This is a genomic window from Kluyvera sp. (assembly GCF_965301105.1).
This window is the reverse complement of sequence record NZ_CBDKZX010000010.1, coordinates 84,613-96,982: the sequence shown is the minus strand read 5'-3', so window position 1 is coordinate 96,982 and position 12,370 is coordinate 84,613. Positions and strand designations below refer to the sequence as shown.

Below are 12,370 nucleotides of genomic sequence, written 5' to 3'. Positions count from 1 at the left end.
TGCCGCTGCTGCTGACCCAGGGGATCGTCCTGTTCCAGGATACCTCGCTGGTGTACGTTCTGAGCCTCGCAGACTTCTTCCGTACCGCCTCAACCATTGGTGAGCGTGATGGTACCCAGGTCGAAATGATTCTGTTCGCAGGTTTTGTCTATTTTGTGATTAGCCTTAGCGCTTCGCTGCTGGTCAGCTACTTGAAGAAAAGGACCGTATAATGATTACCCTGAAAAATGTCTCTAAATGGTATGGTCACTTTCAGGTGCTGACCGACTGCTCCACGGAAGTGAAAAAAGGCGAAGTGGTGGTGGTATGCGGGCCGTCCGGCTCGGGCAAATCCACCCTGATTAAAACCGTTAACGGCCTGGAACCGGTGCAACAGGGTGAAATCCTGGTCAACGGTACGAAGGTGAACGACAAGAAAACGGATTTGGCACAGCTGCGTTCGCACGTCGGCATGGTGTTCCAGCATTTCGAACTGTTCCCGCACCTGTCGATTATCGAGAACCTGACGCTGGCGCAGGTCAAAGTGCTCAAGCGCGACAAAGCCGCAGCCCGCGATAAAGGTCTCAAGCTGCTGGAGCGCGTTGGCCTGTCTGCGCATGCCAACAAGTTCCCGGCGCAGCTCTCCGGCGGCCAGCAGCAGCGCGTGGCGATCGCTCGTGCGCTGTGCATGGATCCGGTGGCGATGCTGTTTGACGAACCAACGTCGGCGCTCGATCCGGAAATGATTAACGAGGTACTGGACGTGATGGTCGAGCTGGCGAACGAAGGGATGACCATGATGGTGGTGACCCACGAAATGGGCTTTGCCCGTAAAGTGGCGAACCGGGTTATCTTTATGGACGAAGGCAAAATCGTCGAAGATGCTGAAAAAGAAGCGTTCTTCGCCAATCCTAAGTCGGAGCGTGCCAAAGACTTCCTCGCCAAAATCCTGCACTAATCTTCCCGGCGCGCACTCGGCAGAGTGCGCGCTCCATCACGCTTTAACGCATCCCCTCTCGTTCATTCCACTAGCAAGCCTTACCCTTGTCACAAAATAACGCGAACAAGGAACTGCTATGGCACTGCCGATTATTCTTGATTGCGATCCGGGTCATGATGACGCGATTGCAATCGTCCTCGCTCTGGCTTCCCCTGAGCTTGAAGTCAAAGCTATCACCTCTTCCGCGGGTAACCAGACGCCGGACAAGACTCTGCGCAACGTCCTGCGTATGCTGACGCTGCTGAAGCGCCCGGATATCCCGGTGGCTGGCGGCGCGGTGAAACCGCTCATGCGCGAACTGATTATCGCCGATAACGTTCACGGCGAAAGCGGTCTTGACGGCCCAGCGCTGCCCGAGCCGTCATTCGCCCCGCAAAGCGGCACTGCCGTTGAGCTGATGGCAAAAACCCTGCGCGAGAGCGCACAGCCGGTCACCATCGTCTCCACTGGCCCACAGACCAACGTGGCGCTGCTGCTGAATAGCCACCCGGAACTGCATACAAAAATCGCCCGCATCGTGATCATGGGCGGCGCCATGACGCTCGGCAACTGGACGCCCGCTGCCGAGTTCAACATTTTCGTCGACCCGGAAGCGGCGGAAATCGTCTTCCAGTCAGGCATTCCGGTGGTGATGGCCGGGCTGGACGTCACCCATAAGGCACAGATTCACGCCACCGATATCGAACGCTTTCGCGCCATTGGCAACCCCATTTCCACCATCGTCGCCGAGCTGCTGGACTTCTTTATGGAGTACCACAAAGACGAAAAATGGGGATTTGTCGGCGCGCCGCTGCACGATCCGTGCACCATCGCCTGGCTGCTGAAGCCCGAGATTTTCACCAGCGTTGAGCGTTGGGTTGGCGTAGAAACACAGGGGAAATACACCCAGGGGATGACGGTAGTGGATTATTATTTCCTGACGGGGAATAAGCCGAATGCGACGGTGATGGTGGATGTAGACCGTGGGGCGTTTGTTGATCTGCTGGCGGAGCGTTTGGCGTTCTACGCCTGACGCAACAAAAACGCCGGATGGCGCTCACGCTTATCCGGCTGACGATGACCTATTCTTGTCGGCCGGATAAGACGCATAGCGTCGCCATCCGGCATGCTTGATTACGGCTCGAACGGCCTGCGCTGGAACTGATCGTGGCCGCACTTCGGGCAGCGCGGCAGCACATCCGGCGTGTAAACGGCGAGGTGATAATGGCACTTCTCGCAAACCAGATTCCCAAGCCCTACCACTTCGCCGCTGTGATACACGCCGTGGTGATTCAAATCCTGGAATACCTCGCGCCATTCCAGCTGTGTCTTATCGGTAATATCCGCCAGTTCCTGCCAGATACTCTCTTTAATCACCCGCAGGAAGACGCTATCGGAGTCGTCTTCCTGGCTTTCGCCGTAGCTCATCGCAAACTCTTCGAGATCGCGACGCACGGCGCGCAGCAGCTCGTCAATTTCGCTGCGCGTTAACTCGCTGGTTTGCGCGACTTTCGCCCGTGCCTGAGCCACCAGCGCGTCGATATCGCGTTCGCCGTTACGCAAACGTTCGGTCAGCGTGGCGACCAGTTCACGGTAAATTTGAGCAACCTTGTTCATCATTTCCTCTCCCAGCCAGTTAACCTCTTATAATAATAGCCGTTATTTGTGGATCGCTTTGCCAGCTTCGCCACAGAGTTCAGAAATTACCCGCGCGGCTTTTCACCGCCTTAACGTGCGAAAGGCTGTTTTGACGTGCACGTTTGGGCTATGCTATGCGGATCTGAAATACCACATCTATTGGCTACATTTGTAGCTGTATTAAAAACAGGATCACTGGCTGCCATGCAAGAGCAATACCGCCCGGAAGAGATAGAATCGAAAGTCCAGCTTCACTGGGATGAGAAGCGCACATTTGAAGTTACCGAAGACGAGAGCAAAGAGAAGTATTACTGCCTGTCGATGCTTCCCTATCCTTCTGGTCGACTACACATGGGCCACGTCCGTAACTACACCATCGGCGACGTTATTGCTCGCTACCAGCGCATGCTGGGCAAAAACGTACTGCAGCCAATCGGCTGGGATGCGTTCGGCCTGCCTGCTGAAGGTGCGGCGGTAAAAAACAATACCGCGCCTGCTCCGTGGACTTACGACAACATCGCGTACATGAAGAACCAGCTCAAAATGCTGGGCTTCGGCTACGACTGGAGCCGCGAGCTGGCGACCTGTACGCCGGAATACTACCGCTGGGAACAGAAGTTCTTCACCGAGCTGTATAAAAAAGGCCTGGTGTACAAGAAAACTTCTGCGGTCAACTGGTGCCCGAACGACCAGACCGTACTGGCGAACGAACAGGTTATCGACGGCTGCTGCTGGCGCTGCGATACCAAAGTTGAGCGTAAAGAGATCCCGCAGTGGTTTATCAAAATCACCGCCTACGCTGACGAACTGCTGAACGATCTGGACAACCTGGATCACTGGCCTGACACCGTGAAAACGATGCAGCGTAACTGGATTGGCCGCTCTGAAGGCGTAGAAATTACCTTCGACGTGACCGGTTATGACAATACGCTGACCGTTTACACCACCCGTCCAGACACCTTTATGGGTGCGACTTACCTGGCGGTAGCTGCAGGTCACCCGCTGGCGCAGAAAGCGGCCGAGAATAACCCAGAGCTGGCTGCTTTCATCGACGAATGCCGTAATACCAAAGTGGCCGAAGCCGATATGGCGACCATGGAGAAAAAAGGCGTCGACACCGGCTTTAAAGCGGTTCACCCGCTGACTGGCGAAGAAATCCCGGTATGGGCGGCTAACTTCGTGCTGATGGAGTACGGCACCGGCGCGGTTATGGCCGTTCCGGGTCACGACCAGCGCGATTACGAATTCGCCACCAAATACGGCCTGACCATCAAGCCGGTTATCCTGGCCGCTGATGGCTCGGAACCGGATCTCTCCGAGCAGGCGCTGACCGAGAAAGGTGTGTTGTTTAACTCCGGCGAATTCGACGGTCTGGACTTTGAAGCGGGCTTCAACGCCATTGCCGATAAGTTGGCCGAGAAAGGCGTTGGCGAACGTAAAGTGAACTACCGTCTGCGTGATTGGGGCGTTTCCCGTCAGCGTTACTGGGGCGCACCGATCCCGATGGTGACGCTGGAAGACGGCACTGTGATGCCGACGCCGGAAGATCAACTGCCGGTAATCCTGCCGGAAGACGTGGTCATGGACGGTATCACCAGCCCAATCAAGGCCGACCCTGAGTGGGCGAAAACCACCGTCAACGGTATGCCTGCGCTGCGCGAAACCGACACCTTCGATACCTTTATGGAATCTTCCTGGTACTACGCGCGCTACACCTGCCCGCAGTACAACGAAGGCATGCTGGATCCAGAAGCCGCAAACTACTGGCTGCCGGTGGATATTTACATTGGCGGTATCGAACACGCCATCATGCACCTGCTCTACTTCCGCTTCTTCCACAAGCTGATGCGCGATGCGGGCATGGTCAACTCTGACGAACCGGCTAAACAGCTGCTGTGTCAGGGCATGGTGCTGGCCGATGCGTTCTACTACGTTGGTGCCAATGGCGAACGTAACTGGGTATCTCCGGTTGATGCTATCGTTGAGCGCGACGAAAAAGGTCGTATCGTGAAAGCGAAGGACGCGGCAGGCCATGAGCTGGTGTATACCGGCATGAGCAAAATGTCGAAGTCCAAAAATAACGGTATCGATCCGCAGGTGATGGTTGAGCGCTATGGTGCCGATACCGTACGTCTGTTCATGATGTTTGCTTCTCCAGCGGATATGACCCTGGAATGGCAGGAATCCGGCGTTGAAGGGGCAAACCGCTTCCTGAAACGTGTGTGGAAACTGGTTTACGAGCATACCGCTCGCGGCCCGGTAGCGGCACTGAACGTTGATGCGCTGAGCGAAGATCAGCAGGCGCTGCGTCGTGACGTCCACAAAACCATTGCTAAAGTGACCGATGATATCGGCCGCCGTCAGACCTTCAACACCGCGATTGCGGCGATCATGGAGCTGATGAACAAACTGGCGAAAGCGCCGCAGGAAGACGAACAGGACCGCGCACTGCTTCAGGAAGCGCTGCTGGCCGTCGTGCGTATGCTTAACCCGTTCACCCCACACGTGTGCTTCACCCTGTGGCAGGAACTGGGTGGCGAAGGCGATATCGACAATGCGCCGTGGCCGGTGGCCGACGAGAAAGCGATGGTGGAAAACACCACGCTGGTCGTTGTGCAGGTTAACGGTAAAGTGCGCGGGAAAATCACCGTTGCGGTCGATGCGACCGAAGAACAGGTGCGTGAACGCGCAGGCCAGGAACACCTGGTCGCGAAATACCTTGAGGGTGTAACCGTACGTAAAGTCATCTACGTACCGGGCAAACTGCTGAACCTGGTCGTAGGCTAAGCGCGGGAGGAAGCGTGCGATATCTGACAACGTTGTTGTTATCTTTGGCGGTGCTGGTCACCGCCGGATGCGGCTGGCACCTGCGTAGTACCACGCAGGTGCCGGACGAAATGAAAACATTGATCCTTCAGTCCGGCGATCCTAACGGTCCGCTGAGTCGTGCTGTGCGCGATCAACTAAGAAGCAATGGTATTACGCTGCTTGATCAGAGCACGCTTCGTCAGGACGTACCGTCGCTGCGTCTGGGCGCGGTTAGCCTCTCCCAGGACACGGCGTCTGTGTTCCAGAACGGTCAAACGGCAGAATACCAGATGGTCATGACGGTCAACGCTACGGTACTGCTTCCTGGTCAGGATATCTTCCCGATTTCCACCAAGGTCTATCGTTCGTTCTTTGACAACCCACAGCAGGCGCTGGCAAAAGACAACGAACAGAGCATGATCGTTCAGGAAATGTACCAGAAAGCCGCCGAACAGCTGATTCGTAAGCTGCCAAGCGTGCACATCGCTGATGTAAAAGAGAGCAAAGAGGCTGCGGCTTCCGCATCCGATAACGGCTCTCGCGTCTCTACCACTCTGGGTAACTGATGATTCGGTTGTACCCAGAACAACTCCGCGCGCAGCTCTCTGAAGGGCTGCGCGCGGCGTATCTCCTGCTCGGTAATGACCCTCTTTTCCTTCAGGAAAGCCAGGATGCGATCCGGCATGCCGCCGTGAGCGAGGGTTTTATTGAGCACCATACCGTGACGCTGGATGCCAGCACCGACTGGAACGAGATCTTCTCTCTATGCCAGGCGATGAGTCTGTTTGCCAGTCGTCAAACCCTGCTCCTGCTGCTACCGGAAAATGGCCCGAACGCCGCCATCAATGAACAGCTAGCCACGCTGGTGAGTTTGCTTCATGACGATCTATTGCTGATCGTTCGTGGCAACAAGCTGACCAAATCGCAGGAGAATGCCGCCTGGATCCAGGCGCTGGCAAACCGCGCGGTGCAGATTAGCTGCCAGACGCCGGAACCCGCCCAACTGCCCCGCTGGTTGGCCAACCGTGCCAAACAGAACAACCTCCAGTTGGATGAACCCGCCAGTCAACTGCTGTGCTACTGCTATGAAGGCAACCTGCTGGCGCTTTCGCAAGCGCTCGAGCGCCTGTCGCTGCTGTGGCCGGACGGGAAACTCACGCTGCCGCGCGTAGAGCAGGCGGTCAATGATGCCGCACAATTTACGCCGTTCCACTGGGTTGATGCGCTGCTGGCCGGCAAGAGTAAACGCGCGCTGCATATCCTGCAGCAACTGCGTCTTGAAGGCAGCGAGCCGGTGATCCTACTACGCACGGTACAGCGCGAACTGCTGCTGCTGGTGACGTTAAAGCGTCAGAGCGCACACACGTCGCTGCGTTCGTTATTTGATAAACACCGGGTCTGGCAAAACCGTCGGGCGATGGTCGGTGAGGCGGTTAACCGTCTGAGCGGTTCACAGCTGCGTCAGGCCGTCACCCTGCTCAGCCGCGCCGAGCTCACTTTAAAACAGGATTATGGTCAGTCCATCTGGGCTGAACTGGAAAGTTTGTCGCTATTGCTTTGTCATAAAGCGCTAGCCGACGTATTTATCGATGGATGATATGGCAAAACTACAGGCGCTTTTCGGCGGGACATTCGATCCCATCCATTACGGTCACCTGAAGCCGGTCGAGATCCTGGCCAACCAGATTGGTCTGTCCAGGGTCATCATTATGCCCAATAACGTCCCCCCGCATCGTCCGCAGCCTGAAGCCACCAGCGAACAGCGCAAACTGATGGTTGAGCTGGCTATCGCCGATAAGCCGCTTTTTGTGCTCGACGAACGCGAGCTGCGCCGCGATACGCCTTCCTTTACGGCGGATACGCTCCAGGAGTGGCGAGCGGAACAGGGACCGGATCAGCCCCTGGCCTTCATTATCGGCCAGGATTCGCTGCTCACTTTCCCAAGCTGGCATCGCTACGAAACAATCCTCGACAACGCCCATCTGCTGGTAACCCGTCGCCCAGGTTACCCGCTGACCATGCAGCACGAAGAGCATCAGTACTGGCTGGACAAGCACCTCACCAGTAATATTGAAGAGCTGCACAACCAGCCGGCGGGGAAAATCTACCTGGCGGAAACGCCCTGGTTCGACGTCTCCGCCACGCTGATTCGCGAACGGCTGGAAAATAATGAACCCTGCGATGAAATGATGCCCGAAGCGGTGCTCAACTACATCATGCAACAGGGGTTGTATCACCACGGCGCATAGAGGAAGCGGCATGAAGCTCTGGTTAGTTCGCCACGGCGAAACTGAAGCCAATGTGGCTGGCCTGTACAGCGGCCACGCGCCAACGCCACTCACGGCCAAAGGCCAACAGCAGGCGCAGCGCCTTGGTGAGATGCTGCGTCAGGTTCCCTTCGATCATGCGCTGTGTAGCGGGCTTGAACGCGCACAGCATACTGCGCGGCTGCTACTGGGCGAACGTAACATTCCGCTTACCGCAAACCCGCAGCTCAACGAAATGTTTTTCGGTGACTGGGAAATGCGTCACCACCGTGACCTGCAGGTTGAAGACAAAGAGAATTACGCAGCCTGGTGCGCTGATTGGCAGCACGCCGCACCGACCAACGGCGAAGGTTTTCCCGACTTTTCCCGGCGTGTGGCCGACTTCGCGAACGAACTGGCGCACTATCCGTATCAAAATTTACTGATCGTCAGCCATCAGGGCGTCCTGAGTCTGTTAACGGCGCGTCTATTGGGAATGCCGACCGCCAGTATGTGGCATTTCCGCATTGACCACGGCGCGTGGAGCGTCATTGATTTTACGCCAGAATTTACCACGCTCAGGGTGCTCAACAGCCGAGCGATTTGGCGACCCGATGAGTAATAAAACCGATTTCTGCCTCCGGGCAGGGCCAACCCATTGACACTAATTATTAGACTGTTATTCTCCGCAGCCTGAATCATCCCCCTCCAGCATTTGTGGACAGAGATTGTTTTACAAAAATGGCGATGCAATCGGCATAAAGGAATGGGATGATACCCCGCCTGAAAGGCCGTTTGGTGATTTATTGTCCCGACAATATTTTCAGTTCGGGTATACTGTCAGGCTGTTTTATATCGTTTATCTTCACACCCCAGGGGGAAAACTTGCAGGGTAAAGCACTCCAGGATTTTGTAATCGACAAAATTGATGATTTAAAAGGTCAGGATATCGTCACCATCGATGTTCAGGGTAAGTCCAGCATCACCGATTGCATGGTTATCTGCACCGGTACTTCCAGCCGTCACGTTATGTCTATCGCCGATCATGTGGTTCAGGAGTCCCGCGCTGCCGGCCTGCTGCCGCTGGGCGTTGAAGGCGAAAGCGTTGCCGACTGGATTGTCGTTGATTTAGGCGATGTCATTGTCCACGTCATGCAGGAAGAAAGCCGTCGCCTGTATGAACTGGAAAAGCTCTGGGGTTAAGTTGTGAAGCTGCAGTTGGTCGCCGTCGGCACCAAAATGCCGGATTGGGTACAAACCGGTTTTACCGAATACCTTCGTCGTTTTCCGAAAGATATGCCGTTCGAACTGGTGGAAATACCCGCCGGCAAGCGCGGTAAAAATGCGGACATCAAGCGTATTCTGGATAAAGAAGGCGAGATGATGCTCGCCGCCGCAGGAAAAAACCGCATCGTCACGCTGGATATCCCCGGCAAACCCTGGGATACGCCGCAGCTTGCGCGTGAACTGGAACGCTGGAAGGGTGACGGTCGTGATGTCAGCCTGTTAATCGGCGGCCCGGAAGGGCTTTCTCCGGCATGCAAGGCCGCAGCAGAACAAAGTTGGTCGCTCTCCACATTAACGCTCCCTCACCCGCTTGTGCGCGTGCTGGTGGCCGAAAGCCTCTATCGAGCGTGGAGCATTACCACCAACCACCCTTACCACCGCGAATAATGAGACCCAGGTAGATTAAGCAGCGAATGAAACTACAGAATTCTTTTCGCGACTATACGGCAGAGTCCGCGCTCTTTGTGCGCCGGGCGGTGGTCGCTTTTTTGGGAATTTTGCTGCTTACCGGCGTGCTGATTGCCAACCTCTATAATTTACAGATCGTTCGCTTCACCGACTATCAGACGCGTTCTAACGAAAACCGCATTAAGCTGGTGCCCATCGCGCCAAGCCGCGGCATTATTTACGATCGCAACGGCACCCCGCTGGCGCTGAACCGCACCATCTACCAGCTGGAAATCATGCCGGAAAAAGTCGATAGCGTTCAGCAGACTATCGATGGTCTGCGCGACGTCGTCGACCTGAGCGATGACGATATCGCCGCCTTTAAAAAAGAGCGCGCCCGTTCGCATCGCTTTACCTCCATCCCACTCAAAACCAACCTCACGGAAGTGCAGGTGGCGCGCTTTGCCGTCAACCAGTACCGTTTCCCGGGCGTTGAGGTAAAGGGCTATAAGCGCCGCTTTTATCCGTATGGTTCCGCCTTGACGCACGTCATCGGCTACGTCTCAAAAATTAACGATAAAGATGTCGACCGCCTGGATAAAGACGGCAAGCTGGCCAACTACGCCGCGACCCACGATATCGGTAAACTGGGTATTGAGCGTTATTACGAAGATATTCTCCACGGGCAAACCGGCTATGAAGAGGTGGAAGTCAACAACCGTGGCCGCGTTATTCGTCAGTTGAAAGAAGTGCCGCCGCAGGCCGGGCACGACATCTACCTGACGCTCGACCTCAAGCTGCAGCAGTATATCGAAACCCTGCTCGCTGGCAGCCGCGCCGCCGTGGTGGTGACTGACCCGCGCAACGGCAGCATTCTGGCGCTGGTCTCAATGCCAAGCTACGATCCTAACCTGTTCGTTGACGGAATCTCCAGCAAAGACTACAGCGGCCTGTTAAACGATCCGAACACGCCGCTGGTTAACCGCGCCACTCAGGGGGTTTACCCTCCGGCTTCCACGGTGAAACCGTATGTCGCGGTCTCCGCCATGAGTGCGGGCGTGATTAACCGCAACACCAGCCTGTTTGACCCAGGGTGGTGGCAGTTACCTGGCTCAGAAAAACGCTATCGTGACTGGAAGAAATGGGGCCACGGTCACCTGAACGTCACCAAGGCGCTGGAAGAGTCCGCGGATACCTTCTTCTACCAGGTCGCCTATGATATGGGTATTGACCGTCTGTCGGAGTGGATGAGCAAGTTTGGCTACGGGGATTATACCGGTATCGACCTTGCGGAAGAGCGCTCCGGCAACATGCCAACCCGCGAATGGAAGCTCAAACGTTTTAAAAAGCCCTGGTATCAGGGTGATACCATTCCGGTAGGGATCGGCCAGGGTTACTGGACAGCGACACCTATCCAGATGAGCAAAGCGCTGATGATTCTGATTAACGATGGCATCATCAAAACGCCTCATCTGCTGGCCAGCACCGTCGAAGAAGGCAAGAAAGTACCGTGGACACAGCCTCAGGAACCCCCGATTGGCGACATCCACTCCGGCTACTGGGAAATTGCCAAAGACGGGATGTTCGGCGTTGCCAACCGCGGCAACGGCACCGCGCATAAATATTTTGCCAGCGCGCCGTATAAGATTGCTGCCAAGTCAGGTACCGCGCAGGTCTTTGGCTTGAAGGCGAACGAAACGTACAACGCCCACCGTATTGCGGAGCGTCTGCGTGACCACAAATTAATGACCGCTTTTGCGCCGTATAACGATCCACAGGTCGCCGTGGCGATTATTCTGGAGAACGGCGGCGCAGGCCCGGCTGTCGGTACCATCATGCGTCAGATTCTTGACCACATCATGTTGGGCGACAACAACACCGAATTACCGACCGAAAACCCTGCTGCGGCCGCGTCGGAGGACCAATAATCATGACGGATAATCCGAACAAAAAATCGTTCTGGGATAAAATCCATATCGACCCCGCCATGCTGCTGATTTTGCTGGCGTTGCTGACCTACAGCGCGCTGGTTATCTGGAGCGCCAGCGGCCAGGATATGGGGATGACGGAGCGTAAAATCGGCCAGATCGCCATGGGCCTGGTCATCATGGTGGTGATGGCACAGATCCCGCCGCGCGTCTACGAAGGCTGGGCCCCCTGGCTGTATATTATCTGTATTATTCTGCTGGTGGCGGTTGACGCCTTCGGTGCCATCTCTAAAGGTGCGCAGCGCTGGCTGGATCTCGGTGTTGTGCGTTTCCAGCCGTCCGAAATTGCCAAAATCGCCGTGCCGTTGATGGTCGCGCGCTTTATTAACCGCGACGTCTGCCCGCCAACGCTGAAAAACACCGGTATCGCGCTGGTGCTGATTTTCATGCCGACGCTGCTGGTTGCCGCGCAGCCGGACCTTGGCACCTCAATTCTGGTCGCCCTCTCCGGCCTGTTCGTCCTGTTCCTCGCCGGCTTGAGCTGGCGTTTGATTCTGGTCGCCGTAGTGCTGGTCGCTTGCTTTATCCCGATACTCTGGTTCTTCCTGATGCATGACTATCAGCGACAGCGTGTGATGATGCTGATGGATCCGGAATCAGACCCACTGGGCGCGGGCTACCATATTATTCAGTCCAAAATCGCCATCGGCTCCGGCGGTCTGCGCGGTAAAGGCTGGCTCCACGGGACACAGTCGCAGTTGGAATTCCTACCAGAACGCCATACCGACTTTATCTTCGCGGTACTGGCCGAAGAACTTGGGCTTATCGGTATTCTGATTTTGCTGGCACTGTACGTGCTGCTGATAATGCGCGGCCTGTGGATTGCCGCCCAGGCGCAAACGACCTTTGGCCGGGTGATGGCCGGTGGTTTGATGCTGATTTTATTCGTTTATGTCTTCGTAAATATTGGTATGGTAAGTGGCATCTTGCCGGTGGTTGGCGTACCGCTACCGCTGGTCAGCTACGGGGGTTCGGCCCTGATCGTACTGATGGCCGGGTTTGGTATCGTAATGTCGATACACACCCACAGGAAAATGTTGTCAAAAAGCGTCTAAGGG

12 protein-coding genes and 1 pseudogene are annotated in these 12,370 nt (G+C 55.9%); 12 read left to right on the top strand and 1 reads right to left on the bottom strand.

Features of this window, described 5'->3' with window-relative positions; genetic code table 11:
- From ACW14G_RS06800 to rihA, 3 genes and pseudogenes are all read left to right on the top strand, one after another.
- Positions 1-212: pseudogene (locus ACW14G_RS06800) on the top strand (amino acid ABC transporter permease); the annotation flags it as partial.
- The gene (locus ACW14G_RS06795; protein ID WP_163446140.1) at positions 212-937 is read left to right on the top strand and encodes an amino acid ABC transporter ATP-binding protein; all 726 of its coding nucleotides are present in this window, start codon (positions 212-214) and stop codon (positions 935-937) included. The pseudogene ACW14G_RS06800 and the gene ACW14G_RS06795, both read left to right, overlap by 1 nt.
- 118 nt (positions 938-1,055) lie before the next feature.
- The gene (gene rihA / locus ACW14G_RS06790) at positions 1,056-1,991 is read left to right on the top strand and encodes a pyrimidine-specific ribonucleoside hydrolase RihA (protein WP_249022159.1); all 936 of its coding nucleotides are present in this window, start codon (positions 1,056-1,058) and stop codon (positions 1,989-1,991) included.
- Between the two features lie 101 nt (positions 1,992-2,092).
- On the opposite strand, the gene ACW14G_RS06785 is transcribed toward rihA, so the two are convergent.
- Positions 2,093-2,575 carry a zinc ribbon-containing protein gene (locus tag ACW14G_RS06785; RefSeq protein WP_163446142.1) on the bottom strand — a complete coding sequence of 161 codons (483 nt, stop codon included), beginning with the start codon at positions 2,573-2,575 and terminating at the stop codon, positions 2,093-2,095.
- 225 nt (positions 2,576-2,800) lie between these two features.
- On the opposite strand from ACW14G_RS06785, the gene leuS reads away from it, so the two are divergent.
- The 9 genes from leuS (at position 2,801) to mrdB (ending at position 12,367) form a co-directional block, all read left to right on the top strand.
- On the top strand, positions 2,801-5,383 hold the full coding sequence (gene leuS, locus ACW14G_RS06780) for a leucine--tRNA ligase (protein ID WP_223802171.1): 2,583 nt from the start codon (positions 2,801-2,803) through the stop codon (positions 5,381-5,383).
- A gap of 14 nt (positions 5,384-5,397) precedes the next feature.
- On the top strand, positions 5,398-5,970 hold the full coding sequence (gene lptE / locus ACW14G_RS06775) for an LPS assembly lipoprotein LptE (RefSeq protein ID WP_163446144.1): 573 nt from the start codon (positions 5,398-5,400) through the stop codon (positions 5,968-5,970).
- Positions 5,970-7,001: a DNA polymerase III subunit delta gene (gene holA, locus ACW14G_RS06770; protein ID WP_249022160.1), complete on the top strand. Its 1,032-nt coding sequence runs from the start codon at positions 5,970-5,972 to the stop codon at positions 6,999-7,001. Before lptE ends, holA begins: the two co-directional genes overlap by 1 nt.
- On the top strand, positions 6,994-7,653 hold the full coding sequence (gene nadD, locus ACW14G_RS06765) for a nicotinate-nucleotide adenylyltransferase (RefSeq protein ID WP_191091008.1): 660 nt from the start codon (positions 6,994-6,996) through the stop codon (positions 7,651-7,653). Before holA ends, nadD begins: the two co-directional genes overlap by 8 nt.
- 10 nt (positions 7,654-7,663) lie before the next feature.
- Positions 7,664-8,272 carry an adenosylcobalamin/alpha-ribazole phosphatase gene (locus ACW14G_RS06760; RefSeq protein WP_223802169.1) on the top strand — a complete coding sequence of 203 codons (609 nt, stop codon included), beginning with the start codon at positions 7,664-7,666 and terminating at the stop codon, positions 8,270-8,272.
- A gap of 263 nt (positions 8,273-8,535) precedes the next feature.
- A complete protein-coding gene (gene rsfS / locus ACW14G_RS06755) occupies positions 8,536-8,853 on the top strand; it encodes a ribosome silencing factor (protein WP_064548405.1) in 318 nt (105 codons plus the stop codon).
- A gap of 3 nt (positions 8,854-8,856) precedes the next feature.
- Positions 8,857-9,324, top strand: a complete 468-nt coding sequence (gene rlmH, locus ACW14G_RS06750; protein ID WP_064548242.1) for a 23S rRNA (pseudouridine(1915)-N(3))-methyltransferase RlmH — start codon at positions 8,857-8,859, stop codon at positions 9,322-9,324.
- Between the two features lie 26 nt (positions 9,325-9,350).
- Positions 9,351-11,252 carry a peptidoglycan DD-transpeptidase MrdA gene (mrdA, locus tag ACW14G_RS06745; protein ID WP_163446148.1) on the top strand — a complete coding sequence of 634 codons (1,902 nt, stop codon included), beginning with the start codon at positions 9,351-9,353 and terminating at the stop codon, positions 11,250-11,252.
- A 2-nt stretch (positions 11,253-11,254) separates the two neighbouring features.
- Positions 11,255-12,367: a peptidoglycan glycosyltransferase MrdB gene (gene mrdB / locus ACW14G_RS06740; protein ID WP_163446149.1), complete on the top strand. Its 1,113-nt coding sequence runs from the start codon at positions 11,255-11,257 to the stop codon at positions 12,365-12,367.
- Positions 12,368-12,370: the final 3 nt, after the last annotated feature.

Bases quoted from the DNA above. Each gene is read 5' to 3' on its own strand.
- rihA (WP_249022159.1), top strand. From the start codon at position 1,056: ATGGCACTGCCGATTATTCTTGATTGCGATCCGGGTCATGATGACGCG.
- leuS (WP_223802171.1), top strand. From the start codon at position 2,801: ATGCAAGAGCAATACCGCCCGGAAGAGATAGAATCGAAAGTCCAGCTT.
- ACW14G_RS06760 (WP_223802169.1), top strand. From the start codon at position 7,664: ATGAAGCTCTGGTTAGTTCGCCACGGCGAAACTGAAGCCAATGTGGCT.
- nadD (WP_191091008.1), top strand. From the start codon at position 6,994: ATGGATGATATGGCAAAACTACAGGCGCTTTTCGGCGGGACATTCGAT.
- mrdB (WP_163446149.1), top strand. From the start codon at position 11,255: ATGACGGATAATCCGAACAAAAAATCGTTCTGGGATAAAATCCATATC.
- holA (WP_249022160.1), top strand. From the start codon at position 5,970: ATGATTCGGTTGTACCCAGAACAACTCCGCGCGCAGCTCTCTGAAGGG.
- mrdA (WP_163446148.1), top strand. From the start codon at position 9,351: ATGAAACTACAGAATTCTTTTCGCGACTATACGGCAGAGTCCGCGCTC.
- ACW14G_RS06795 (WP_163446140.1), top strand. From the start codon at position 212: ATGATTACCCTGAAAAATGTCTCTAAATGGTATGGTCACTTTCAGGTG.
- ACW14G_RS06785 (WP_163446142.1), bottom strand. From the start codon at position 2,575: ATGAACAAGGTTGCTCAAATTTACCGTGAACTGGTCGCCACGCTGACC.